The sequence below is a fragment of the Embleya sp. NPDC050154 genome (genome assembly GCF_044460165.1).
Taxonomy (GTDB): Bacteria; Actinomycetota; Actinomycetes; order Streptomycetales; family Streptomycetaceae; genus Embleya.
The window spans coordinates 28,334-52,876 of sequence record NZ_JBITJP010000011.1; the positions used below are offsets into that span (position 1 = coordinate 28,334).

General features: G+C 69.6%; 23 protein-coding genes. All 23 read right to left on the minus strand.

Annotation, left to right across the window (positions count from 1 at the left end; translation table 11 throughout):
- Positions 1-174: 174 nt before the first annotated feature.
- The 23 genes from ACIBSV_RS23245 to lysA all read right to left on the minus strand — a co-directional run bounded on the left by ACIBSV_RS23245 (position 175) and on the right by lysA (position 24,475).
- Positions 175-750: a DUF2550 domain-containing protein gene (locus ACIBSV_RS23245; RefSeq protein WP_395865976.1), complete on the minus strand. Its 576-nt coding sequence runs from the start codon at positions 748-750 to the stop codon at positions 175-177.
- Between the two features lie 83 nt (positions 751-833).
- Positions 834-1,208, minus strand: coding sequence for a F0F1 ATP synthase subunit epsilon (locus tag ACIBSV_RS23250; protein WP_360318886.1), 375 nt, complete (start codon positions 1,206-1,208; stop codon positions 834-836).
- A 206-nt stretch (positions 1,209-1,414) separates the two neighbouring features.
- On the minus strand, positions 1,415-2,863 hold the full coding sequence (gene atpD / locus ACIBSV_RS23255) for a F0F1 ATP synthase subunit beta (protein WP_395865978.1): 1,449 nt from the start codon (positions 2,861-2,863) through the stop codon (positions 1,415-1,417).
- A 5-nt stretch (positions 2,864-2,868) separates the two neighbouring features.
- Positions 2,869-3,777 carry a F0F1 ATP synthase subunit gamma gene (locus tag ACIBSV_RS23260; RefSeq protein ID WP_395865980.1) on the minus strand — a complete coding sequence of 303 codons (909 nt, stop codon included), beginning with the start codon at positions 3,775-3,777 and terminating at the stop codon, positions 2,869-2,871.
- 20 nt (positions 3,778-3,797) lie between these two features.
- Positions 3,798-5,441, minus strand: a complete 1,644-nt coding sequence (atpA, locus tag ACIBSV_RS23265) for a F0F1 ATP synthase subunit alpha (RefSeq protein WP_395865982.1) — start codon at positions 5,439-5,441, stop codon at positions 3,798-3,800.
- Positions 5,442-5,587: 146 nt separating this feature from the next.
- A complete protein-coding gene (locus ACIBSV_RS23270; protein WP_395865984.1) occupies positions 5,588-6,403 on the minus strand; it encodes a F0F1 ATP synthase subunit delta in 816 nt (271 codons plus the stop codon).
- Positions 6,403-6,960, minus strand: a complete 558-nt coding sequence (locus tag ACIBSV_RS23275) for a F0F1 ATP synthase subunit B (protein ID WP_395865986.1) — start codon at positions 6,958-6,960, stop codon at positions 6,403-6,405. Before ACIBSV_RS23275 ends, ACIBSV_RS23270 begins: the two co-directional genes overlap by 1 nt.
- Positions 6,961-6,992: 32 nt before the next feature.
- Positions 6,993-7,220 (minus strand): ATP synthase F0 subunit C, encoded by a 228-nt coding sequence (gene atpE / locus ACIBSV_RS23280; RefSeq protein ID WP_395865988.1) that lies wholly within the window; start codon positions 7,218-7,220, stop codon positions 6,993-6,995.
- A gap of 78 nt (positions 7,221-7,298) precedes the next feature.
- Positions 7,299-8,114, minus strand: coding sequence for a F0F1 ATP synthase subunit A (atpB, locus tag ACIBSV_RS23285; RefSeq protein WP_395865990.1), 816 nt, complete (start codon positions 8,112-8,114; stop codon positions 7,299-7,301).
- An 87-nt stretch (positions 8,115-8,201) separates the two neighbouring features.
- Positions 8,202-8,384, minus strand: a complete 183-nt coding sequence (locus ACIBSV_RS23290; RefSeq protein WP_395865992.1) for an AtpZ/AtpI family protein — start codon at positions 8,382-8,384, stop codon at positions 8,202-8,204.
- A gap of 133 nt (positions 8,385-8,517) precedes the next feature.
- A complete protein-coding gene (locus ACIBSV_RS23295) occupies positions 8,518-8,883 on the minus strand; it encodes a hypothetical protein (protein ID WP_395865994.1) in 366 nt (121 codons plus the stop codon).
- A gap of 234 nt (positions 8,884-9,117) precedes the next feature.
- Positions 9,118-10,473, minus strand: coding sequence for an MraY family glycosyltransferase (locus tag ACIBSV_RS23300; RefSeq protein ID WP_395865996.1), 1,356 nt, complete (start codon positions 10,471-10,473; stop codon positions 9,118-9,120).
- 210 nt (positions 10,474-10,683) lie between these two features.
- Positions 10,684-11,967, minus strand: coding sequence for a serine hydroxymethyltransferase (gene glyA, locus ACIBSV_RS23305; protein WP_395865998.1), 1,284 nt, complete (start codon positions 11,965-11,967; stop codon positions 10,684-10,686).
- A gap of 175 nt (positions 11,968-12,142) precedes the next feature.
- The gene (locus ACIBSV_RS23310; protein ID WP_395866000.1) at positions 12,143-12,793 is read right to left on the minus strand and encodes a low molecular weight phosphatase family protein; all 651 of its coding nucleotides are present in this window, start codon (positions 12,791-12,793) and stop codon (positions 12,143-12,145) included.
- A complete protein-coding gene (locus ACIBSV_RS23315; protein WP_395866002.1) occupies positions 12,790-13,437 on the minus strand; it encodes an L-threonylcarbamoyladenylate synthase in 648 nt (215 codons plus the stop codon). Before ACIBSV_RS23315 ends, ACIBSV_RS23310 begins: the two co-directional genes overlap by 4 nt.
- A gap of 181 nt (positions 13,438-13,618) precedes the next feature.
- Positions 13,619-14,464 (minus strand): peptide chain release factor N(5)-glutamine methyltransferase, encoded by an 846-nt coding sequence (prmC, locus tag ACIBSV_RS23320; protein ID WP_395866004.1) that lies wholly within the window; start codon positions 14,462-14,464, stop codon positions 13,619-13,621.
- 10 nt (positions 14,465-14,474) lie between these two features.
- A complete protein-coding gene (gene prfA, locus ACIBSV_RS23325) occupies positions 14,475-15,542 on the minus strand; it encodes a peptide chain release factor 1 (RefSeq protein WP_395866006.1) in 1,068 nt (355 codons plus the stop codon).
- 156 nt (positions 15,543-15,698) lie between these two features.
- The gene (gene rpmE, locus ACIBSV_RS23330) at positions 15,699-15,923 is read right to left on the minus strand and encodes a 50S ribosomal protein L31 (RefSeq protein WP_355543038.1); all 225 of its coding nucleotides are present in this window, start codon (positions 15,921-15,923) and stop codon (positions 15,699-15,701) included.
- Between the two features lie 279 nt (positions 15,924-16,202).
- Positions 16,203-18,293 (minus strand): transcription termination factor Rho, encoded by a 2,091-nt coding sequence (gene rho / locus ACIBSV_RS23335; RefSeq protein ID WP_395866008.1) that lies wholly within the window; start codon positions 18,291-18,293, stop codon positions 16,203-16,205.
- Between the two features lie 573 nt (positions 18,294-18,866).
- On the minus strand, positions 18,867-19,781 hold the full coding sequence (gene thrB, locus ACIBSV_RS23340) for a homoserine kinase (protein WP_395866010.1): 915 nt from the start codon (positions 19,779-19,781) through the stop codon (positions 18,867-18,869).
- Positions 19,782-20,147: 366 nt separating this feature from the next.
- Positions 20,148-21,230 carry a threonine synthase gene (gene thrC, locus ACIBSV_RS23345; protein ID WP_395866012.1) on the minus strand — a complete coding sequence of 361 codons (1,083 nt, stop codon included), beginning with the start codon at positions 21,228-21,230 and terminating at the stop codon, positions 20,148-20,150.
- A 7-nt stretch (positions 21,231-21,237) separates the two neighbouring features.
- Positions 21,238-22,530, minus strand: coding sequence for a homoserine dehydrogenase (locus ACIBSV_RS23350; RefSeq protein ID WP_395866014.1), 1,293 nt, complete (start codon positions 22,528-22,530; stop codon positions 21,238-21,240).
- 556 nt (positions 22,531-23,086) lie between these two features.
- On the minus strand, positions 23,087-24,475 hold the full coding sequence (gene lysA / locus ACIBSV_RS23355) for a diaminopimelate decarboxylase (protein ID WP_395866016.1): 1,389 nt from the start codon (positions 24,473-24,475) through the stop codon (positions 23,087-23,089).
- Positions 24,476-24,543: the final 68 nt, after the last annotated feature.

Below are 24,543 nucleotides of genomic sequence, written 5' to 3' on the forward strand. Positions count from 1 at the left end.
CCTGACGCGAACACACCCCGGCGTGGGGCCCGGGGGTCGCCCCCGAAACAGACACAGCATCTTGGCGCGGCACGCGAACCGCGAGGTGGGCGACGTGCTGTGGGTGCCCGGCGCCAACCGCTGACGAGTGCCGGCCGGGAGCGAAGCTCCGCTGTCGGGAGCTGAGCGCCGCCGCTAGGCGACGTTGACCCGTTGTCCCGGCGGCGCCGCTTCCAGCCAGGCCAGGAAACCGGTCAACGCGTCCTCGCTCAACGCGAGTTCGATCCGCGCGCCGTCGTGTTCGCAGACCAGGATCACCGCGCCGGCCAGCAGCGCCAGTTCCTCCTGGCCGGCCGGCTCCCGGCGGCCGATCACATTGATCCCGCCGCGCTGCAACACCCGACGCGGGCGGGGCGCGTAGCTGAACACGCGGAACCACTCGATCCGGTCCCCGCTGTACCTGGCGATCCCGAAGACCCAGCCCTTGCCGTGGTCGGGATCGGCCGACGGCGCCGCCGGATCCTCCTCGGCACCGCTGCCTGCCGGCTCCGGGGACGACGACGCGGCGCCCCCCGGAGCCTGGTGCCCGGGTGACGCCGCGGAGGTCGAACCGGCCTCGCCGGATCGCGATACCGGTGGCCGCATGCGCAGCGAACAGTCGAAGGTGCCGCCGGGTCGCTGGATCAGCCGGCGACGCAGCGCGAACGCCGCGACGCCGACCACCAATACGACGACAACGCCCAGAATCACGCTCAGCACGACGAGGACCATCCGGATCGACCTCCTCGTTCGCGCGTTGAGCAGTGGTCCCGGCCGTGTGTCGGTCCGGGCTCTGGTGCTGCGACTGGCTGTGGCTAGTCCCGCCGCTGGGCGGCGAGCAGCCGCGTCTCCGCACGCCGCTCGGCGCTGGAGTCCTTCGCCGCGCCGGCGCGCTCGAGCGCCCGCTCCGCGCGGGCGACATCGATCTCGTCGGCCAGCTCGGTGATCTCGGCGAGCAGCGAGAGGTTGTTGTCCGCGAACGAGATGAACCCGCCGTGGACCGCCGCGATGACGACCGAACCGTCGGCCTGACGGATCGTCACCGGACCTGATTCGAGCACTCCGAGGACCGGCTGGTGACCGGCCTGGATGCCGATGTCGCCGTCCGCGGTGCGTGCGATGACGATGGTGGCCTCGCCGGACCACACCTTGCGGTCGGCCGCGACCAGCTCGACGTGCAGCTCAGCCAACGTGGCTCCTCATGTCGGGTCGAAGACACGCTGGTCTTCGCCTCCGTCCTCACGGGACGGGTGGTGTTCAAGGATAGTGGCCCGGACGGGCCTGGCTCCAACCGACTCAGCGCCGGCGGGTTTCCGGAGGGGCCGGGTGGCCCGTACCGGGAACCGACACGAGGGGCGGACCCGTTCGGGACCGCCCCTCGTCGATCAGGCGATCGTCAGCCCTTGTTGAGCTCGGCGATCTTCTTCTCGAGGTCGTCCAGCCCACCGAGCATGAAGAATGCCTGCTCGGGAGCGTGGTCGTACTTGCCGTCGGCGATCGCGTTGAACGCCTCGATGGTCTCGGACAGCGGAACGTCCGAACCGTCGAGCCCGGTGAACTGCTTCGCCACGTGGGTGTTCTGCGACAGGAACCGCTGGATGCGACGCGCGCGGTGCACGGTGAGCTTGTCCTCTTCGGACAGCTCGTCCATGCCCAGAATCGCGATGATGTCCTGGAGGTCCTTGTACTTCTGCAGGATGCTCTTGACCCGCATCGCGCAGTCGTAGTGGTCCTGCGCGACGTAGCGCGGGTCCAGGATCCGGGACGTCGAGTCCAGCGGGTCCACGGCCGGGTAGATACCCAGCTCGGAGATCGGACGCGAGAGCACCGTCGTGGCGTCGAGGTGCGCGAACGTCGTGGCCGGAGCCGGGTCGGTCAGGTCGTCCGCAGGGACGTAGATCGCCTGCATCGAGGTGATCGAGTGACCGCGGGTCGAGGTGATGCGCTCCTGGAGGGTGCCCATCTCGTCGGCGAGCGTCGGCTGGTAACCCACCGCGGAGGGCATCCGGCCGAGCAGCGTCGACACCTCGGAACCGGCCTGGGTGAACCGGAAGATGTTGTCGATGAAGAGCAGCACGTCCTGCTTCTGCACATCGCGGAAGTACTCCGCCATGGTCAGGCCGGACAGAGCCACGCGCAGACGGGTGCCCGGGGGCTCGTCCATCTGCCCGAAGACGAGCGCCGTCTGCTCGAAGACGCCCGCTTCCTTCATTTCCTCGATCAGGTCGTTGCCCTCACGAGTGCGCTCGCCGACGCCGGCGAACACCGACACACCCTCGTGCAGACGGGCGACACGGACGATCATCTCCTGGATGAGCACCGTCTTGCCGACACCCGCACCACCGAACAGACCGATCTTGCCACCCTTGACGTACGGGGTGAGCAGGTCGATGACCTTGATGCCGGTCTCGAACATCTCGGTCTTCGAGTCGAGCTGGTCGAAGGCCGGCGCCTGCCGGTGGATCGGCCAGCGCTCGGTGACCTCGAAGGTCGCCGCGTCCACGTCGAGGACCTCGCCGAGGGCGTTGAACACGTGGCCCTTGGTGACGTCGCCCACGGGCACGGAGATCTGCGAGCCGGTGTTCGTGACGATGGCGCCGCGAACGAGGCCGTCGGTGGGCTGCATCGAGATCGCACGCACGATGCCGTCGGCAAGGTGCTGCTCGACCTCGAGGGTGAGCGTGGTCTTGCCCTCCCCCTCGCCCTGGCCCGAGAGGTCCAGGTCGACGTGCAGCGCGTTGTACATCTCCGGCATCGCGTCGACGGGGAACTCCACGTCGACGACCGGGCCGATGACGCGGGCGACGCGGCCCGTGGCAGCGGCCGTCTCAACAGTGGCAGTCATGATGTCTAATCACTCCCCGCGGTCGCGTCGGCCAAGGCGTTGGCGCCACCGACGATCTCGCTGATTTCCTGGGTGATCTCGGACTGGCGGGCGTTGTTCGCCAGACGAGAGAGGGTCCGGATGAGGTCTTCGGCGTTCTCGGTCGCCGACTTCATCGCCCGCCGGCGGGCCGCGTGCTCGGAAGCGGCGGACTGCAGCAGGGCGTTGAAGATGCGGCTTTCGACGTACCGCGGCAGCAGTGCGTCGAGAACACCCTCGGCCGAGGGCTCGAAGTCGTAGAGCGGGAAGGGACCGCCGGCCGGCGGCTCGTCCGTCTCCTCGACCGCCAACGGGAGCACCCGCACCGCGACCGGGCTCTGCGTGAGCATGGAGACGAACTCGGTGCTGACGAGGTGAATCTCGTCCACACCGCCCTCGTCGGTGGGCGTCACGAACGCGTCGATCAGCTCACCTGCCACCTTCTTGGCGTCGGAGTACTCGGGGCGGTCGGAGAATCCCTTCCACTGCCCGGCCAGGTCCACGTCGCGGAACTGGAAAAACCCGATGCCCTTGGACCCGATCACGTAGCGGCTGACCGTCTTGCCCTCGTCCTCGAGCAGCTTGGTGAGCTGCTCGGCGGCCTTGATGGCATTCGAGTTGTAGCCGCCCGCGAAACCGCGGTCACTGGTTACCAACAGCACCGCGGCCCGAGTGGGCCGCTCCACCGAGGTGGTCAACGGGTGCTGCGTGTTGGAGAAGGTGGCGACCGCGGAAACGGCGCGCGTCAGCTCGTCGGCGTACGGCTTGGAGGCCGCGACGCGCTGCTGCGCCTTCACGATCCGCGACGCCGCGATGAGCTCCTGGGCGCGCGTGATCTTCTTGGTCGCCGACACGGAACGGATCCGACGCCGGTAGACCCGAAGTTGGGCTCCCATTGGTCAGGGTTCTCCGTTCTTTACTCGGACTTGGCCACGTGACGGGTGATCTTCTCCTGGCCGACGTCTTCCTTCGTCAGCCCGGCAGGCGTCACGTCCTGGATCAACGGCTCGCCGTCGAACTTGGTGAACGTCTGCTTGAAGGCATCCACCGCGTCGGTGAGCGCCATCACGGTGTCGTCTTCCAGCTTGCCGGTCTCGACGATCCCGGTCAGCAGGGCCGCGTGCTTGTGCTGCACGTACTCGTGCAGCTCCTTCTCGAAGCGGCGGATGTCCTGCACCGGAACGTCGTCCAGCTTGCCGGTGGTGCCGGCCCAGATCGAGACGACCTGGAGCTCGATCGCGAACGGCTCGAACTGCCCCTGCTTGAGCAGCTCGACCATGCGCGCACCACGCTGCAGCGAGGCCTTGGAGGTGGCGTCCAGGTCGGAACCGAAGGACGCGAACGCCTCCAGCTCACGGTACTGGGCCAGGTCGACGCGAAGTCGACCCGCGACACTCTTCATCGCCTTGATCTGCGCGGAGCCACCGACTCGCGAGACCGAGATACCGACGTTGACCGCGGGGCGCACGCCCTGCAGGAACAGGTCGGACTCCAGGAAGCACTGGCCGTCGGTGATCGAGATGACGTTGGTCGGAATGTACGCCGACACGTCGTTCGCCTTGGTCTCGATGATCGGGAGACCCGTCATCGAGCCGCCGCCGAGCTCGTCCGACAGCTTCGCGCAACGCTCGAGCAGACGCGAGTGCAAGTAGAAGACGTCACCGGGGTACGCCTCGCGCCCCGGCGGACGACGCAGCAGCAGGGACACGGCGCGGTACGCCTCGGCCTGCTTCGACAGGTCGTCGAACACGATCAGGACGTGCTTGCCCTGGTACATCCAGTGCTGGCCGATGGCCGAACCGGTGTACGGGGCCAGGTACTTGAAGCCGGCCGGGTCGGATGCCGGGGCGGCGACGATCGTCGTGTACTCCAGCGCGCCGGCCTCTTCGAGCGAGCGGCGCACGGACGCGATGGTCGTGCCCTTCTGGCCGATCGCGACGTAGATGCAGCGAACCTGCTTCTTCGGGTCGCCCGAGCGCCAGTTGTCGCGCTGGTTGATGATCGTGTCCAGGCAAACCGCGGTCTTGCCGGTCTGCCGGTCGCCGATGATCAGCTGACGCTGGCCACGGCCGATCGGGGTCATCGCGTCGATCGCCTTGATGCCGGTCTGCATCGGCTCGTGCACCGACTTGCGCATCATCACGCCGGGAGCCTGAAGCTCCAGCGCGCGACGGCCCTCGGCCGCGATCTCGCCCTGGCCGTCGATCGGCTGGCCCAGCGGGTCGACGACGCGACCCAGGTAGCCGTCACCGATCGGAACCGACAGAACCTCGCCCGTACGACGGACCTTCTGGCCCTCTTCGATACCGCTGAAGTCACCGAGGATGACGACACCGATCTCGCGGACGTCGAGGTTCTGCGCCAGACCGAGGGTGCCGTCCTCGAACTTGAGCAGCTCGTTCGTCATGACCGAGGGCAGGCCCTCGACCTTGGCGATGCCGTCGTACGCCTCGGTGACGGTACCGACCTCTTCGCGCGCGGCCGTCTCCGGCTCGTACGAGGCGACGAAGCGCTCCAGCGCGTCCCGGATCTCCTCCGGCCGGATCGTGAGCTCCGCCATCTGGTGTCCCTGCTCTCCTAGGTGGTGGGGTTAACGGTCCGCTGTCCGTCGCTTGTCGTACGGAACCGCGGTGCTGCTGTGGGAGTCGCTGTGCCGGTCCGGGGGTTTTCCCGGGCGGACGGCGACGCCCTGTCGTCCGGTGTCTCTCAGCCGGCGAGCCGTCGGCCCGCTTCTTCGAGACGTGTGGTCACGGTGCCGTCGATGACGTCGTCACCGATCTCCACGCGGACCCCGCCGATGACGTCGGCATCGATTTCCACGTTCAGGTGGACCTCGCGGCCGTACATCCGGCCCAGCGCCGCGGCCAAGCGGGTGCGCTGCTCCTCGGTGAGAGGCAGTGCGACCGTGACCAACGCGACCATGCGACGCCGGCGATCGGCGGCGAGGCGCGCGTACGACTCGAGCCCGTGTTCAAGGTTACGGCTACGGGGATGTGCGACGAGCCTGGTGATCAGTCGCCGGGTGACGGGCTGGGCCCGTCCCTCCAGCAGACCCGACACCAGTTCCGCCTTGCGCTCGTTCGCAATGCCCGGGTCGGTCAGGGCGGAGCGCAGCTCGCGCTCGCCCACCACGATCCGGCCGAAGCGGAACAACTCGTCCTCGAGCTCGTCGAGCTTCCCGTCGCGCTCGGCGGCGATCAGCTCGGCGGACACCGAGAGTTCGGCGATCGCGTCGACCAGGTCGGTCGGCCGCGACCAGCGCGTGCGGACGAGTCCGCCGAGCAGATCCGCCGTGGTACCGGAGATCTGGCCGGACAGGAGCTGCGTCAGGAAGGCCGCGCGGGCCTCCCCGGAGCGCGTCGAGTCGGTGAGGACGCGACGCAGCGACACCGTCCGGTCGAGCAGGATGACCACGGAGTCGAGCTCCTGGGCCAACTGGACCATGTCGGTACCGGTCGCGGTCGCGAGCGCGTCCAGGCGCTCACGAGCCGCGGCGAGGGATTCCCTGCTGGCGCCCTGCATCAGCGCACCTTCTCCGAGGTCGCCGCCGCGGCGGCCTTGGTCTCCAGCTCCACGAGGAAGCGATCGACGACCCGACGCTGACGCGCCTCGTCCTCGAGCGACTCCCCGACAATGCGCGACGCGAGGTCGACGGCCAGCCGGCCGACGTCCTGACGAAGCGCGTTCTGGGCCTGGTTGCGGTCGGCCTCGATCTGGGTGTGGCCGGCGGTGACGATCTCGTCCTTGATCCGCTGACCTTCGGCGCGCATCTCGGCGATGGCGACCGCACCCTGCTCGCGGGCGTCCTCCGTGAGGCGACCGGCCTCACGACGGGCTTCGGCGAGCTGGTCGCGGTAACGCTCCAGCTCGGCCTGGGCCTCGGCCTGCGCCTCTTCGGCGCGCTTGAGACCGCCCTCGATGGCGTCCGTACGGTCCGCCAGCGTCTTCGCGATCTTGGGAAGGAGCATCTTCCACAGGAAGCCGAAGACGATGAGGAACGCCACGCCACCGATGATGATCTCGTCGAGCGGCGGGAGAAGAGGGTTCATCTTCTCTTCGCTGTTGGCGAGGAAAATCACGGTGTGAGGACCTTCCGTCCGTAGCGGATGAATCAGGTGCCGTAGACGAACGGCATGACGACGCCGATGAGCGCGAGCGCCTCGGCGAGGGCGAAGCCCAGCAGCATGTTCTGGCGGACCAGACCGGCAGCCTCGGGCTGGCGGGCCATGGCCTGGACACCGTTACCGAAGATGATGCCGATACCGATACCGGGGCCGATCGCGGCGAGGCCGTAGCCGATGGAACCGAGGCTGCCGGAAACTTCAGCGGCGAGGTTCATGAGAACTGATCCTTTTTTCGAGGCCGATGGACGATCCACCGGACGACGGTCGAGGAGAGGGAAGGTCTGCGGGGTCTCTCAGTGCTCGGATTCGAGCGAGCTGGAGATGTAGGAGGCCGCGAGCAGCGTGATGATGTACGCCTGCAGCGCCTGAATCATCAGCTCGAACGCGGTCAGGATGACGACCACGATGAACGAGGTCGCCGAGAAGAGCGCCCCGATGTGGAAGCCGAGCAGGTACCAGGCGCCGACGCTGAAGGTGACGATCAGCATGTGTCCGGCGAACATGTTCGCGAACAGTCGGACCGCCATGGTGAACGGCCGGGTGATCAGACCCTGGAGCAGTTCGATCGGCGCGAGGAGGAAGTAGATCGCCTTCGGCAGACCGGGCGGGAACATCATGTTCTTGAAGTAACCGACGAAGCCCTGGTGCTTGATGCCCAGGACCAGGTAGGTCACGTACACGACGCCGACGATCGATGCCGGGAAGGCGATGCGTGAGGTCGCGGGGAACTGGGCGAACGGGATGATCGCCATCACGTTCATGACCCACACGAAGAAGAAGATCGAGAACAGGAAGGGGACGTAGGGGTCGCCCTTCTTGCCCATCGTCTCCCGCGAGATGTTGTCGCGAACGAACAGGTAGCCCAACTCGCCGACGTTCTGCGCGCCGCGCGGCACCATCTTGGGCTTGGCGAACGCACTCCAGAAGAAGCCGATCACCAGCAGCATCGAGATGAGCGCGAGCAACATCGGCTTCGTGAAGTCGAAGGCCCCGATGGAGAAGATCGGCTTGAACTCGAAGACGTTCAGCCCGGGCGAGGGGAAGCCGCACCCGGAGAACAGGTGACATCCGCTCTCGCTGGCGAGCGTCTGGACGTCAGCAGTCACCACCGACTCCTTCGTCGTGAAGCATGTTTTCGGCTACCTCGATGTGTCGGCGTGGCGAGGGGCCACGGAGCGGCACGCAACAGGGCCCGGTCAGGAGGACCTGCCGTGGCGGACAAAGACAAGAACAAGGGCCAGAGCGATTCCGACGACCAGGCCGATCGGCAGGAACAGTGCGGAGTGGCCGGTCCACCGGTCGATCAGCCAGCCGATTCCGCCGTAGACGAGCATCCCGCTCAGCAGATAACCGACACTCGACCATGCGGCACCGTCCATCGCCCGATTCTCTCGGTCCGGTGGACGGGGGCCTCTCTCGCTCATGACGCCCCGGACATTAGCAGTACCGGCGTCGCGTCTACATACCCGGCCCGCGAACCCCGTGTCGCTTGTGTCCGGCGTCGGTCGTATGTCATCGCTCTCCGTCCGGTTCGACGTAGGCGATCTTCAGTCGGGTGAAGATCCACACCTGCGAGGCGACCCAGACCAGCGTGGCCCCGAGGATGGTGAGTCCGAACACCTTCGTGTCGAACGCCTCGGTGTCCTTGAACAGGAACAAAACCAACCCCAACAGCAGGATCTGCACGATGTACGTGAAGAGCGCCATGTTCATCATCATGAGGGGGTTGTTGCGCGAGATACGCCCGATCGCCAACTGGCCGATCGCGAAGAAGACCAGGACGACGACAGTGGCGAGCACCGCGCCGAGCAATCCTTTGCCACCGGCCGCGAAGAAGGCCGCGATGGCCGCGATTACCCCGGCCCCGGTCGTGCACACGACCGAACCTCGGAGAAGGCGGACGTCATTGGCCTGCATGTCGGTGACTCCGGCATCAGTGGGGGGCAGAGGCGGATCTGTCGCCCGAGCACACGCTCGGTACGACGCAACGCTCGGGAATGGCCGTGGGGGATCAGAACCCTCGTTGCTGGGGGTTCATCGGCCGTTGATCCTGGTTCGTGAACGGTATCACAAACTATTTGAGCAGAGCTTTACCCGTTCGTGTGTACAAGCTCACAGCCTTCCACCACCCTTTCGCGCCCCCCTGCCCGCAGGCAAATGCGCTGGTGGGGTGGGGTTTTGCGAATGACGTGTGGAGCCTGTGGCGGCTGTGGCGGATGCTCCGTTCAGCCGTACGCCGTCTGATTCGCCGGGAACCATCCGATCGACCGGAACGTTCGCGCCGCGCCGCCGCCGGCGCATCCGCCGATAGCGCGGCGGGACCACGTTGTACAGCTCGGTCGGCACGTGCGGCTTGAACCTCGGCAACATCAGGAACACCAGGCCGAGGGCGATCAGGCCCAGACCCACGTAGACGATCGGACGCCGCTCCGGACGGACCGAGATCAGCACCGTGAACGACGCGATCAGGCCGGACCAGAAGTACATGATCAGCACCGCCCGGCTGTGCGAGTGGCCGATCTCCAGGAGCCGGTGGTGCAGGTGGCCCTTGTCCGCCGCGAACGGCGAGCGCCCCGCCCAACCGCGCCGGCCGACCGCCATCACCAGGTCCATCAGCGGCACCACCAGCACCGCGAACGGCAGCACCAGCGGAATGTAGACGGGCACCAGCTTGTGCGTGGTGAAGGACATCGAGCCGTCGCTCTGCGCCATGATCGCGTCCGGGTCGATCCGGCCGGTCACGGTGACCGCGGCGGCGGCCAGCATCAGGCCGATCAGCATCGAGCCGGAGTCGCCCATGAAGATCCGCGCCGGGTGCAGGTTGTGCGGCAGAAAACCCACACACATCCCGATCAGCAGCGCGGTGAACAGCGTCGGCGCGGCGGCGCCCGAGACGCCGTAACCGAACCACAGCCGGTACGAGTAGCCGAAGAAGGCCAGCGCGGCGATGCACACCATGCCGGCCGCGAGGCCGTCGAGGCCGTCCACGAAGTTCACCGCGTTGATCGTGATGACCACTATCCCGATGGTCAGCAACGTGCCCTGGGTCGGCGTCAGGCTCACCGTGCCGTAGCCGGGGATGGGCAGCCACAGGATCACGATGCCCTGCCAGACCATCACGCCCGCGGCGAGCGCCTGACCGAGCAGCTTGATGATCGCGTCGACGCCCCATTTGTCGTCGATCACCCCGAGCACCGAGATCAGCGCGCAGCCGGACAACAGCGCCTGCACGTCGGTCGAGGCGGTGAACACGTCCTCCAGCACCGGCAGATGCCGGGCGACCAGCAGACCCGCGCACAAACCGCCGAACATCGCCAACCCGCCCAGGCGCGGGGTCGGCTCCTTGTGCACGTCGCGCGCGCGGATCTCGGGCATCGCGCCGGCGGCGATGGCGAACCGGCGGACCGCGCCCGTCAGCAGGTAGGTCACCGCGGCGGCGACGAACAGCGTGAGCAGGTATTCGCGCAAGACTCAACCGTCCCCGGCTTCGGCACATCCCAGCGGCAGCACGGGCTTCAGACTAGACGTGCCGCCGCTCCCCGGGAGAATCGCCGAACCTTCACCGGCGAGGGACGATCGCACTGTGCTCGGTGGTGCCACCACCGGCCCGTCGCCCCACACGTAACCACAGTCTCCCCGGTCCCAGCCACCCCGGACCGGGATTGCCCGGTGGGCGACTCAGCGGCGCGGGTAGGCCGGATGGGTCGCCACGAGGTCGCCGACCGCCGCACGCACCTCGCGCAGCACGCTCTCGTCGTCCTCACGCGCCGCCCGACCGATCAGCAGGGCGATCTCCTTCATGTCCGTCTCGGTCATCCCCTGCGTGGTCACCGCAGCCGTGCCGACCCGAATCCCGGAGGCGATCATCGGCTTCACCGGATCGAACGGGATCGCGTTCTTGTTCAGCGTGATGCCCGCGCGCTCGCAGCGACGTTCCGCGTCGCTGCCGCTGACCCCGATCCCCCGCAGATCCAGCAGCGCCAGGTGGGTGTCGGTGCCCCCGGAGACCGCCCGCATGCCCTCGGCCTGCAAACCCTGTGCCAACGCCTGCGCGTTGGCCACCACGCGGCGTGCGTACACCCGGTACGCCGCGCCGGCCGCCTCGCCCAGCGCGACCGCCTTGGCCGCCACCGAGTGCATGTGCGGCCCGCCCTGGCTGAACGGGAACACCGCGCGGTCGATCCGGTCGGCGAGTTCCTCACGGCACAGGATCACTCCGCCGCGCGGACCGCGCAGCACCTTGTGCGTGGTGCACGTGACGATGTCCGCGAACGGGATCGGCGAGGGCACCGCGTCACCCGCGACCAGACCGATGAAGTGCGCCGCGTCCACCATCAGGTAGGCGCCCACCTCGTCGGCGATTCGGCGAAACGCCGCGAAATCGACAAGCCGTGGATACGCGGTGGCGCCGCACACGATCAGCCGGGGCCGATGCGCCCGGGCCAGGTCCCGGATCTGGTCGTAGTCGATCCGCTCGTCGCTCTCGCGCACCCCGTAGGCGACCGCGTGGAACCAGCGGCCGGAGAAATTCACCCGGGAGCCGTGGGTGAGGTGGCCGCCGTGCGGCAGCGACATGGCCAGGATCGTGTCGCCCGGCGCCAGGACCGCCGCATAGGCCGCCAGATTCGCGGCGGTGCCCGAGTGCGGCTGCACGTTGGCGTGCTCGGCGCCGAACAGGGCCCGGGCCCGGCGCACCGCGAGTTCCTCGGCGCGGTCCACCTCGGCGCACCCGCCGTAGTAGCGCCGTCCGGGATAACCCTCGGCGTACTTGTTGGCGAGCGTGCTGCCGAGCGCGGCCAGCACCGCCGAGGAAGTGAAGTTCTCGCCGGCGATCAACTGCAGACCGCCGCGTTGCCGGGCCAACTCGCCCAAAAGCACCTCGGCGATCTCCGGGTCCGCCTCGCGCAGGGCGGCGAAGTCCGGTCCCCAGAAGGGAGTTGACGTGGAGTCGGGAGTGCCCATGGCACTGCTCCTCAAGGCCGCAGGGACTTCTCCACCATATGCCGGGGGTCGGGGCACGGACAGGCTCTCGGGGGGCGGATTCGGGCCGATTCGGGCCGCTCGCCCGACGGGTGGATTCGCACCGATTCGGGCCGGTCGCCGCGCGGGTGCGCGCGACTCGCGCGCCGAGATGTCGTCAGTGGCTGTGCGCGGGGTGCCCGGTGAGCGCGGTGAGCACCGGGTCCAGGGCCGAGCCGATGTCGGAGGCACAGGCCCGGAACACGCTCAGCGGCGCGCCGTACGGGTCGGCCACCTCGTCCCACTCGGGATCGGGCGCGGCCAGCCGCCCGCGCAACGCCGCGGCGGCCCGCACCAACGAGCGGCCGCGCTGGACCAGATCGCGCTCGGGATACGGCGCGCGCTCCAGTACCGCGACCAGTCGGGTGAACTCCTTGAGCGTGAACGTGCGCAGGCCGGAGGCGTGCCCCATGGACACCACGTGCGCGCGGTGGTCGAGCGTCGCGGTGAGCACCAGGTCCGCCTCGGCCACGTGCTCGTCCAGCAGTTCGCGGCCGTGGAAGTCGCCCGGGTCGGCGCCGTATTCGAGCAGCACCTCGGCCGCGTGCGGCTCCATCGGCGCGCCCTCGTGCCCCCAGGTCCCGGCGCTCTGCACGCTGAGACGGACCGCGTCGTCGGCGGCGAGCCGGCGCTCCAGTCCCAGCCGCGCGAGCCGTTCGGCGATCGGCGAGCGGCAGATGCTCCCCGTACACACGAACAGGATCCGAAACGAGTCGGGCGCGGACCCGTACGGCCCGTAGGAGTGCCCCACGGGAGGTGGCGGGGTCAATTCACGCCCTCCAGGTCGGGTACGACCTCGCGCAACGTGTCCAACGACAGGGCACCCTCACGCAGCAGCCGGGGGCGGCCGGCGGTCAGGTCGACGATCGAGGACGGCGCGGTCGAGGGGCAGGTGCCGCCGTCCAGGTACACCGACACCGATTCGCCGAGTTGGGCCTCGGCCTCGTCGACCGTGGTCGCCGCCGGATTCCCGGACCGGTTCGCGCTGCTGACCGCCATCGGCCCGGTCTCGGTGAGCAGTTCGATCGCGACCGGGTGCAGCGGCATCCGCACCGCGACCGTGCCGCGGGTATCGCCCAGGTCCCACATCAGCGACGGCTGGTGGAAGGCGACGATGGTGAGCGCGCCCGGCCAGAACGCGTCGACCAGTTCCCAGCCCACCTCAGGGAAGCCGGTGACCAGCCCGTGCAGCGTGTTCGGCGAGCCCACCAGCACGGGCGAGGGCATGTTGCGGCCCCGGCCCTTGGCGTCGAGCAACGCGTGCACGGCGTGCGGGGTGAACGCGTCCGCGCCGATGCCGTACAGGGTGTCCGTGGGCAGCACGACCAGGTCGCCGCGCTTGATCGACCCGGTCGCCTCACGCAGCCCGAGCCCACGGTCCATCGCGTCGGAGCAGTCGTAGCGTCGGCTCATCGGGCACTTACCTCCTGAAGCGGTACGGGCGAAGCGGGCGGTGCGGGCGATGCCAAGCGTGCGGGTGCCGCGGGTGGTGCCGGTGATGCCAGTGGTGCGAAGGCCACGGGTGGTGCCGGTGCCGCGAAGGGTGCGGGCGGCGCGGGCGAGGCCGGCCGCGCGGACGTGCGGGGCGCGCGATTCACGCGCCTTCCTTGCGTGCGGTGGTGAAGCGCGGCCGATTGGTCAGGTCGCGGTGGTCGGCCGCGTCCACCCAACCGGCCTCCTCGTTGAAGATCCACGGCACCGCGCCGCCCTGGGTGTCCGCGTGCTCGACCACCGCCAGGCCGCCCGGGCGCAGCAGCCGGTAGGCGGTCTTGGACAGGATCCGGATGAAGTCCAGCCCGTCCGGCCCGGAGAACAGGGCCAGTTCGGGGTCGTGGTCGCGCGCCTCGGGGGCCATCTCGTCCCGCTCGTCCAGCGGGACGTAGGGCGGATTGCTGATCACCAGGTCGACCGTGCCGTCCAGCTCCGGCAGCGCGGCGAGCGCGTCGCCCCGGTGCAGGATCACCCGCGAGCCGCTCGCGTTGCGCGCGGCGTAGCGGTACGCGTCCGGGTCCAGCTCGACCGCGTGCACGACCGAGCGGGGCACCTCCTGGGCGACCGCGAGCGCGATCGCGCCGGAGCCGGTGCACAGGTCGACCACGAGCGGTTCGGCGACGTCCATCGCGCGCAGCGCGTCTATCGCCCAGCCGACCACCACCTCGGTCTCCGGCCGGGGCACGAACACGCCGGGACCCACCTGGAGTTCGAGGTAGCGGAAGAAGGCCCGCCCGGTGATGTGCTGCAACGGCTCACGGGCCTCCCGGCGCGCGATGGCCTCCCAGAACCGCGCGTCGAAGTCGCCGTCGGCGACGGTGTGCAGGGCGCCACGCTTGACACCGTGCACGAACGCAGCGAGTTCCTCGGCATCGAAGCGCGGAGAGGGAACGCCCGCGTCGGCCAGTCGCAGGGTGGCCTGGGCCACCTCGGCGAGCAGCAGGTTCATCTCGTCTCCGTTATTGGTGGGCGAGCCGAGCGGCCATGTCGGCGTCCACACACGCCTGGATGACCGGATCGAGATCGCCGTCGAGCACCTGGTCCAGGTTGTACGCCTTGTAGCCCACGCGGTGGTCCGAAATCCGGTTTTCCGCGAAGTTGTACGTCCGGATGCGCTCGGAGCGGTCCACCGTGCGGACCTGGCTGCGGCGCACGTCGGAGGCTTCCTTGTCGGCCTCCTCCTGGGCCGCGGCGAGCATCCTGGCGCGCAGGATGCGCATCGCCGACTCCTTGTTCTGGAGCTGGCTCTTCTCGTTCTGGCAGGAGACCACGATGCCGGTGGGCAGGTGCGTGATGCGCACCGCGGAGTCGGTGGTGTTGACCGACTGGCCGCCGGGCCCGGACGAGCGGTACACGTCGATGCGCAGGTCGTTGGCGTTGATCTCGACCTCGACGTCCTCCGCCTCGGGCAGCACCAGGACGCCGGCCGCGGAGGTGTGGATGCGGCCCTGCGACTCGGTGGCGGGCACGCGCTGGACGCGGTGTACGCCGCCCTCGAACTTGAGCCGGGCGTAGACGCCCTCGCCGGGCGCGGGGTTGCCCTTGGTCTTCACCGCCACCTGGACGTCCTTGTAGCCGCCGAGATCGGACTCGTTGGATTCGAGGATCTCGGTCTTCCAGCCGGCCCGCTCGGCGTAGCGCAGGTACATCCGCAGCAGGTCTCCCGCGAACAGGGCCGACTCCTCGCCGCCCTCGCCCGCCTTGACCTCGAGGATCACGTCCTTGTCGTCGGCCGGGTCGCGCGGCACCAGCAGCCGGCGCAGCTTCTCCGCGCACTCCTCGCGGCGCTGCTCGGCCTCCTCCGCCTCGGCGGCGAAGTCCGGGTCCTCGGCGACCAGTTCGTGTGCGGCCTCGACGTCGGCGGCGGCACTGGACCACTGCCGGTAGGCGTCCACGATCGGCCCCAGTTCGGCGTAGCGCCGCCCGAGGTTGCGCGCGCGCGTCTGGTCCGTGTGCACGGCCGGATCGGCGAGCTGTCGCTCCAGGTCGGCGTGCTCGGCGAGCAGGTCGTCCATCGCCTCGAACACTGGGGGCTCCTCTGGGGTATGGCCGCGAACTCGGCGGGATCGTGACGCGGTGGCGGGATCGGCGGGACGCCCGGGACGGGCGGACAAACGAACGGCGCCGGAGGGGCGGGACGGACCTTGGACAAGGCCCACCGCTCCTCCGGCGCCGCGGGGTCGCTACTTGTTGCCGGCCACCGGCTGCTTGCCGAAGCGCTTTTCGAAGCGCGCCACACGGCCACCCGTGTCGAGGATCTTCTGCTTGCCCGTGTAGAACGGGTGACACTGCGAACAGACCTCGACGCGGATCTGGCCGCTGGTCGCGGTGCTGTGCGTGGTGAACGTCGAGCCACAGCCACAGGTGACGGTGGTTTCCACGTACTCGGGGTGGATGTCGGGCTTCACAGGAGTCTCCTTGGGTTCGGGAGGGCGCCGGGTCGTACGCCCGAGTGGGCGTCACGTGAACCGGGGCCGACAGAGCAGTCTGCCAGGAGGGGGCGACCGGACCCAAATCAGGGTCTGTACCGCCCAACCACGACCGAGGTCGTGACATTCCCTCCCGGCCGACGCTGTGTCCGGTCTTGCGTCCTACGACCGGTCGAGGTGCGACCGGTCGTTCGGCATCGGCGTGGTCTTCGACTGTGCCGGTCCGGGGGCGACCCCCGGACCCCACGCGTGAGCCGACTAGTCGTTCGGCATCGGCGTCGTCTTCTGAATCTGCATCAGGAACTCGCCGTTGCTCTTGGTCTTCTTCATCTTGTCCAGGAGCAGCTCGATGGCCTGCTGCTGGTCGAGCGCGTGCAGCACCCGGCGCAGCTTCCAGACGACCGCGAGTTCGTCCGACGCCATCAGGATCTCTTCCTTGCGGGTGCTGGACGCGTCCACGTCCACCGCCGGGAAGATCCGCTTGTCGGCGAGCTTGCGGTCGAGCTTGAGCTCCATGTTGCCGGTGCCCTTGAACTCCTCGAAGATCACCTCGTCCATCCGCGAGCCGGTCTCGACCAGCGCGGTGGCCAGGATGGTCAGCGAGCCGCCGTTCTCGATGTTGCGCGCCGCGCCGAAGAACTTCTTCGGCGGGTACAGCGCGGTCGAGTCGACACCACCGGACAGAATGCGGCCGGAGGCGGGCGCCGCGAGGTTGTACGCGCGGCCCAGGCGGGTGATCGAGTCGAGCAGCACGACCACGTCGTGGCCCAGTTCGACCAGGCGCTTGGCCCGCTCGATGGCCAACTCGGCGACGATCGTGTGGTCCTCGGCGGGCCGGTCGAAGGTCGAGGAGATGACCTCGCCCTTGACCGAGCGCTGCATGTCGGTGACCTCTTCGGGGCGCTCGTCCACGAGCACGACCATCAGGTGGCACTCGGGGTTGTTCACGGTGATCGCGTTGGCGATCGCCTGGAGCACCATCGTCTTGCCCGCCTTGGGCGGCGCGACGATCAGACCGCGCTGGCCCTTGCCGATCGGCGACACGAGGTCGATGATCCGCGTGGTCAGCGCGCCGGAGTCGGTCTCCAGACGGAGCCGGTCCTGCGGGTACAGCGGGGTCAGCTTGTTGAAGTCGGAGCGCTGCCGCGCCTGTTCCGGCTCCATGCCGTTGACCGTGTCCAGGCGCACGAGGGCGTTGAACTTCTCCCGACGCTCGCCGTCGCGCGGCTGACGCACCGCGCCGACGATCGCGTCACCCTTGCGCAGGCCGTTCTTGCGGACCTGGGCGAGCGAGACGTACACGTCGTTGGAGCCGGGCAGGTAGCCCGAGGTCCGCACGAAGGCGTAGTTGTCGAGGATGTCCAGGATGCCCGCGACGGGGACCAGGACATCGTCGTCGGCCAGCACGGGCTCGTTGGTCTCGAAGCCCTCGCGGCCGCCGCGGCGACGGTTGCGGTCGCGGTAACGGCCACGGCGCCGACGGCCGCCGCCCTCGAAGTCGTCGTCCGGACCCATCGGGTCGTTGTCCTGCTGCTGCTGTTGCTGCTGCTTGCCGCGCTCGCCGCCGCGGTCGGCCCGCTCGGCGCGGTCGCCGCCGCGCTCCCCGCGCTCGTTGTTGCCGCGGTCGCCGCGCTCGGCCCGCTCGCCGCGCTCCGGGCGCTCGGCGCGCTCGGTCCGCTCGCCGCCGCGCTCGTTGTTGCGGTCGCCGCGGTCGCGCCGGTTCTGGCCGCGCTCGCGACGCTCGCGGCGGCCCTCGCGCTCGCCGCCCTCGCGCTGCTCGCCCTGCTCGTCGCCGGTGCGCTCGGTGCGCTCGCCACGACGGCGCGTCGGGGCCTCGGTGGCCTCGGCCGCCGGCTCCTGCTCACGTCGGGTGCGCCCGTTGGCGGGCGCCTCGGCGGCGGCCTGCTCCGGAATCTCGATCTGCGGGGCCTCGACCGCGACCCGCGTCCGCGCGGCACGGCGGGCCCTGGTGGGCGCCTCCGCGACGGGCGCCTCGGCGGGTGCCGCGGCGACGGCCTCGGCCGGTGCCGCGCCGTTGTCCGCGGCTGCGGCGGCCTTCGCCTTGGTGGCCCGGGCCGGCTTCGTGGCTGCAGCGGGAGCGGCGTCCGAACCACCCTGCTTCGCCTGGATGGCCTCGATCAGCTGGCTCTTGCGCATGCGGCCGGTGCCGCTGATGCCGAGACCGGTGGCGACCTGCTGCAGCTCCGCCAGCACCATGCCGTTGAGGCCGGTGCCCGTCGAGCGGCGGCGCCGCGTGGCGGGAGCGGGGGCGTCCGCGGTGGCAGCCGCGTCACCCGAGGCGGACGCGGCCTGCGGCGTTGCGTCCATGAGTTCGGTGGTGTCGCTCACGAAGGGTCCTTCCCTGGAGCGGGCGTCGGCCTTGAGAGGGCTCGGCGACCGGTTGTGCTGTCCGTCCCGCTTCCAGTGCGGTCCGGTGCGGTGGTCCGCCGGATGGCGGGAATCGTCGAAAATGTGCCCAGTACTGCGAGGATCGGGCTCATGTATGCCTGTGGGGGCTCGTATTCCTGTAGGGGCTCGATTTCCTGTGAAGGAACGGCCCTCGGGTCCCCGGGATGAGCTCGACGCGGCGCGGTGGTTCCGCCGGTCTGTATCGGGGAGCCACGTTCGTCACGAAGGACAGGCAGGAGGGGGAACTCCCAAAGGATCGTGGCCACAGAGCACCGAACGCGCCCAACCTATGCGGGTGGGGGATCTGGTGCGGTGATGACGCTAACACTACCGGACCCAAGAGACATTCCCCCACCCCATCGCTCCCCCGGCGCAGCCCATTTTTCCTGCGGTAGTGCAGTGGAGTGAACGGATCCACCACCGCTCGGACCGTTCGCCCGGCCGCGCCGGGTGTGCCGTCGGGTCCGTCTCCCGCCTACCGGGCGTACTGCCAACGAACAGCGAGTACGCAGGTCACGCCAGTGGCATGACGCTTGCTCCGGCCCCGTCCACTCCCAATTGCCGAACCACCCAATCGGGCCCGGCCATACCGATCGCCTCGTCGACCCGGTCGTGTGTGACCAGGGCGAGCACGGTCGGCCCCGCGCCGGAGACGACCGCGGCCATCCCCTGTGCGCGCAGCTTGTCGATCAATTCGGCGCTCGCGGGCATCGCGGGCGCCCGGTAGGTCTGGTGCAGCCGATCCTCGGTCGCGGCGAACAGCAGGTCCGGACGCGAGGTCAGCGCGGTGACCAGCAGGCCGGCGCGTCCCGCGTTCGCCGCGGCGTCGCGATGTGTCACCTTGGCCGGCAGCAGACCGCGCGCGACCTCGGTGGACAGCGGGGAGGCGGGTACGAACACGACTGGAGATATACCCCGGTCGGGGGTCGATCGCACCGCCCGGGGGCCGTCCTCCTCGGTCCAGGCGATGGTGAACCCGCCGAGCAGACACGCCGCGACGTTGTCCGGGTGGCCTTCCAACTCGGTCGCCAGGGCGAGTGTGGCCTCGTCGTCGAGCCGTTCGGCGCCGCCTATGGTCAGCGCCCGGGCGGCGATCACACCCGCGCAGATCGCCGCGGCGGACGAGCCCAGACCGCGTCCGTGCGGGATCCGGTTGGCGCATACGACGTCCAGCCCGGGAGGTCGACCGCCCATCGCCTCGAACGCGGCGTAGGCCGCGCGCACGACCAGGTGGTTCTCGTCACGGGACAGGTCGTCGGCGCCCTCACCTGCGATGTCGATCGACAAGCCCTCGTCCGCGACCCGGACGGCGACGTCGTCGTACAGTCCGAGCGCGAGTCCGAACGCGTCGAACCCGGGACCCAGGTTGGCGCTCGTGGCCGGGATGCGAACCCGGACGGGGGCGGCACGGAATGCGGGGCCGGCCATACGCGTGGACACTCCTCCTCGTGGAGTTCCGGGCACCTTCGCGGGACGGTCCGAACCGGTGGCGCGTTCGGGAAATCGCGGGTGCTGCGGAACGGCAGGAACAGACGCGAGACCCGGGCGGCATGCGCCGCGGAACGAGTGCAAGGCCGCGTCCGGTGATCAGCCTACCGAAGGTGCGTTCCCTCGCGGGACACCGTAACCACCGCGTCGTGGGATTGGTACCGGAAATGGGATCGAAAAGGACCGGGGGCGGTCGACGAGTGACCGTCGACCGCCCGGATTCGATTCCGAAACGATTTCCACACCGGCGAATGCGGCGAATGGGCGACATTCCACCGGTGCATCGATCGATGGCGGCCGAACGGGTCAGCCCAGGCCGAGTTGGGCAGCCGCGGCAGACGCGTCGATCGGCACGACGACCGGCTTGGGCGCGCCGGCCACGGCCCAGTCCGGGTCCTTGAGGCCGTTGCCGGTGACCGTGCAGACGATCCGCTGGCCCGGATCGACCCGACCCTGTTCGGCCGCCTGGAGCAATCCGGCCACACTCGCGGCGGACGCCGGCTCCACGAAGACGCCCTCCTGGGCGGCCAGCAGACGGTACGCCGACAGGATCTGACGGTCGGTCACCGATTCGATGTGACCGCCGGAATCGTCCCGCGCGGCGATCGCGAAGTCCCACGACGCCGGGTTGCCGATCCGGATCGCGGTGGCGATCGTCTGCGGCGAGAGCACCGGCGCGCCGTTGACCAGCGGCGCCGAACCGGCCGCCTGGTAGCCCCACATGCGCGGGCGGCGGGCGGCCGGGCCGTCGGCCGCGTACTCGTTGTAGCCCTTCCAGTACGCGGTGATGTTGCCCGCGTTGCCGACCGGGAGCACGTGGATGTCGGGCGCGTCGCCGAGCATGTCCACGATCTCGAAGGCGGCCGTCTTCTGGCCCTCGATGCGCACCGGGTTGACCGAGTTCACCAGCGCGACCGGGTACTTTTCGGCCAGATCGCGGGCGAGCGTGAGGCAGTCGTCGAAGTTGCCGTCGACCTGGAGGATGCGCGCCCCGTGCACGAGGGCCTGGCCCATCTTGCCGAGCGCGATCTTGCCCTGCGGCACCAGCACGGCGCAGACCATCCCGGCGCGCACCGCGTACGCGGCGGCCGAGGCCGAGGTGTTGCCGGTGGACGCGCAGATGACCGCTCGCGCGCCCTCCTCCTTGGCCTTGGAGATCGCCATCGTCATGCCGCGGTCCTTGAAGGACCCGGTCGGGTTGGCGCCCTCGACCTTGAGGTGAACCTCACATCCGGTGCGCTCGGAGAGCACCTGGGCCGGGACCAGCGGCGTACCACCCTCACGCAGGGTGACCACGGGTGTGTTCGCCGAGACCGGCAGACGGTCGCGGTATTCCTCGATGACCCCGCGCCACTGAGTGGTGCGGACGCCTTCCTTGAGCGCGCTCACGGTCCCTCTACTCCCCTTCGACCCGCATGATGCCGGCGATGTCACGGACGATGTCCATACCGCGCAGATCGGCGACGGTCGCCGCGAGCGCGGCGTCGGTGGCGGTATGGGTGACGATCACGAGTGTGGCATCCCCGTCCCGGCCCTGTTGACGGACCGTGTCGATGGACACGTCGTGCTGGGCGAACACCGCGGCCACCTGGGCCAGCACACCGGCTCGGTCGGCGACGTCCAGGCTCAGGTGGTAGCGGGTACGGGCGATGCCCACCGGCTGCGGGGTCAGTTGGGCGTACGCCGACTCGCCGGGCCCGGTCGCGCCGGAGAGCTTGTTGCGGCAGACCGCGACCAGGTCGCCGAGCACCGCGCTCGCGGTCGGCGCGCCACCGGCCCCGGGGCCGTAGAACATCAGCTGTCCGGCCGCCTCGGACTCGACGAAGACCGCGTTGTACGCCTCGCGCACCGACGCCAGGGGGTGCGAACGCGGGATCATCGCCGGGTGCACGCGGGCACTCACGCTCTGCCCGTCGGCGCCGCGCTCGCAGATCGCCAACAGCTTGACCACGCAGTCCATCGCCTTGGCACTGGCCACGTCGGCGGCGCTGACCTCGGTGATGCCCTCGCGGTAGACGTCGGCGGCGGTCACCCGGGTGTGGAAGGCCAGACCCGCCAGGATCGCGGCCTTGGCGGCGGCGTCGAAGCCCTCGATGTCGGCGGTGGGGTCGGCCTCGGCGTACCCCAGCGCGGTGGCCTCGTCGAGCGCCTCGGCGAAGCCCGCGCCGGTCGAGTCCATCCGGTCCAGGATGAAGTTGGTGGTGCCGTTGACGATGCCCAGGACCCGCTCCACCTTGTCCCCGGCGAGCGACTCGCGCAGCGGACGCAGGAGCGGAATCGCGCCGGCCACGGCGGCCTCGTAGTAGAGATCCACACCGTGTTTCGCGGCGGCGGCGTGCAGCGTCGAGCCGTCCTCGGCGAGCAGCGCCTTGTTGGCGGAGACCACCGAGGCGCCGTGCTCCATCGCGGACAGGATCAGGCCGCGGGCGGGCTCGATGCCGCCGATCACCTCGACCACGACGTCGATGTCGTCGCGTTTGACCAGTTCCACGGCGTCCGTGGTGACCAGCTCGGGGTCGATGCCCGCGCGCTCGCGCCCGGCCCGGCGTACCGCCACGCCGGCCAGCTCGATCGGGGCCCCGATTCGGGCGGCGAGGTCGGTCGCGTGCGTCGTCATGATGCGGGCCACTTCGGAGCCGACCACACCACAACCGAGCAGCGCCACCTTCAGCGGCTGCGTACGCATCATCCGACCTCACTTCTCGAAGACAAAGGTTGTCCGAGTCTGCCGTCCGGGGAATTTCCGGAGTCGGGCAGTGCCGACAAGTGTCGCTCGGATCATTCTCCGAACCAGGGCTGGTCCAGGATCCGAGACGACAATTCTTGCGGCCTTGCATGCCGGCCACGGGATTTTCTCCCGAGCCCGGGGGCCGCCGCGTGGCGGCCCCCGATCGTTCCGTCGTTCTTGTTCCGGTGTTCTTTTGTGCCGGTGCTGCTGCTGTGGTGCCGGTGCTGCTGTGGTGCCGGTGCTGCTGTGCCGGTGTTCTCGCTTGTTCCGGTGTTCTCGCTCCGGCGGGGTCTTGCTCCGGGATTCTGCTCCGGGGCTCTCGCTCCGGGGTTCTACTCCCGGGCTCTCGCCCCGGCGGGGTTCTCGCCTCGGCGGGGATCTCGCCCCGGCGGGGATCCCGCCCCGGAGTCTTGCTCCGGGCTCGGTTCCGGCGTTCGTGTGCGTTCTGGTGTGTGCGTTTTCGTGTGTGTCTTTTCGTGCCGAGATGCTCTCGTACGGCGGTCCCGGGGGTGGGCGTTCAGCCGATGTCGAGGCGGAGCAGGTCCTCTTCGGTCTCGCGCCGCACGATCACGCGCGCGCTGCCGTCGTGGACCGCGATCACCGGCGGGCGGGTCACGTGGTTGTAGTTGCTCGCCATCGAGCGGCAGTAGGCGCCGGTCGCGGGTACCGCGAGCAGGTCGCCGGGGGCCAGGTCGGCGGGCAGGTACGCGTCCTTGACGATGATGTCGCCCGACTCGCAGTGCCGGCCCACCACGCGCGAGAGCATCGGCGCCGCGTCGCTCTCGCGTGAGACGAGCGTCACGGTGTACTCGGCGTCGTAGAGCGCGGTGCGGATGTTGTCCGACATGCCGCCGTCCACGCTGACGTAGGTGCGCAGACCCTCCAGTGGCTTGATCGTGCCCACCTCGTAGAGCGTGAACGTGCCGGGCCCGGCGATCGCGCGGCCGGGTTCGACCGACAGCCGGGGCGCGGCCAGCCCGGCGGCGGCGCATTCGCGGCGCACGATGTCCAGCAGCGAGGCGGCGATGATCGCGGGCGACTGCGGGTCGTCGGCGGAGGTGTAGGCGATACCCAGACCGCCGCCGAGGTCGATCTCGGGGAGTTCGACGCCGTGCTCGTCCCGGACCGCGACCAGCAGGCCGACCACGCGGCGCGCGGCGACCTCGAACCCGGCGGTGTCGAAGATCTGCGAGCCGATGTGCGAGTGCAGGCCGATCAGTTCGAGCGAGTCGAGCTTGCGGATCCGGCGGACCGCCTCGGCGGCCTGGCCGTCGGCCAGCGAGAAGCCGAACTTCTGGTCCTCGTGCGCGGTCGCGATGAACTCGTGGGTGTGCGCCTCGACGCCGACGGTGATCCGGACCAGGACCTTCTGGGTGACGCCGCGCCGGTCGGCCAGGAACGCCAGCCGGCTGATCTCCTCGAACGAGTCGACCACGATCCGGCCGACGCCCACCTCCAGGGCGCGTTCCAGTTCGGCGCTCGACTTGTTGTTGCCGTGGAAGGCGATCCGGGCCGGGTCCATGCCCGCGGACAGCGCGACGGCCAGTTCGCCCGCGGTGCACACGTCCAGATTCAGGCCCTCCTCGGCGATCCAGCGCACCAGCGCACGACACAGGAAGGCCTTGCCCGCGTAGAACACGTCCGCGCCCTCGAACGCCTTGCGCCAGGCGCGGCAGCGGGCCCGGAAGTCCGCCTCGTCGAGGATGTACGCGGGAGTACCGAACTCGCGGGCGAGCTCGCGCACGTCCAGGCCGGCGACGGTGACCACGCCGTCGGCGCCGCGCTCGGCGTTCGTGGGCCAGATCTTCGGGTCGAGCAGGGTCAGGTCCTCGGGCGCGATCGGCGGTGCGCCGTCGGGCAGGACGTCCGCGTGGCGGGGACCGGCGGGGTGGGCGGAACGGCTCATGTCGTGGTGCTCCCCGGGGGGTGTGGGCGTCGGTGTGGGTCTTTTGCGGGGCGGGTGCGGCGGCCGGC

Excerpts from the sequence above, each read along its gene's own strand:
- atpD (WP_395865978.1), bottom strand. The coding sequence starts at position 2,863 with ATGACTGCCACTGTTGAGACGGCCGCTGCCACGGGCCGCGTCGCCCGC.
- prmC (WP_395866004.1), bottom strand. The coding sequence starts at position 14,464 with ATGAACCTGCTGCTCGCCGAGGTGGCCCAGGCCACCCTGCGACTGGCC.
- ACIBSV_RS23315 (WP_395866002.1), bottom strand. The coding sequence starts at position 13,437 with ATGAGCCGACGCTACGACTGCTCCGACGCGATGGACCGTGGGCTCGGG.
- ACIBSV_RS23290 (WP_395865992.1), bottom strand. The coding sequence starts at position 8,384 with ATGGACGGTGCCGCATGGTCGAGTGTCGGTTATCTGCTGAGCGGGATG.
- thrB (WP_395866010.1), bottom strand. The coding sequence starts at position 19,781 with ATGGCCGGCCCCGCATTCCGTGCCGCCCCCGTCCGGGTTCGCATCCCG.
- ACIBSV_RS23270 (WP_395865984.1), bottom strand. The coding sequence starts at position 6,403 with ATGCAGGGCGCCAGCAGGGAATCCCTCGCCGCGGCTCGTGAGCGCCTG.
- lysA (WP_395866016.1), bottom strand. The coding sequence starts at position 24,475 with ATGAGCCGTTCCGCCCACCCCGCCGGTCCCCGCCACGCGGACGTCCTG.
- atpA (WP_395865982.1), bottom strand. The coding sequence starts at position 5,441 with ATGGCGGAGCTCACGATCCGGCCGGAGGAGATCCGGGACGCGCTGGAG.
- ACIBSV_RS23260 (WP_395865980.1), bottom strand. The coding sequence starts at position 3,777 with ATGGGAGCCCAACTTCGGGTCTACCGGCGTCGGATCCGTTCCGTGTCG.
- ACIBSV_RS23245 (WP_395865976.1), bottom strand. The coding sequence starts at position 750 with ATGGTCCTCGTCGTGCTGAGCGTGATTCTGGGCGTTGTCGTCGTATTG.
- ACIBSV_RS23350 (WP_395866014.1), bottom strand. The coding sequence starts at position 22,530 with ATGATGCGTACGCAGCCGCTGAAGGTGGCGCTGCTCGGTTGTGGTGTG.
- glyA (WP_395865998.1), bottom strand. The coding sequence starts at position 11,967 with ATGGGCACTCCCGACTCCACGTCAACTCCCTTCTGGGGACCGGACTTC.
- atpE (WP_395865988.1), bottom strand. The coding sequence starts at position 7,220 with ATGAACCTCGCCGCTGAAGTTTCCGGCAGCCTCGGTTCCATCGGCTAC.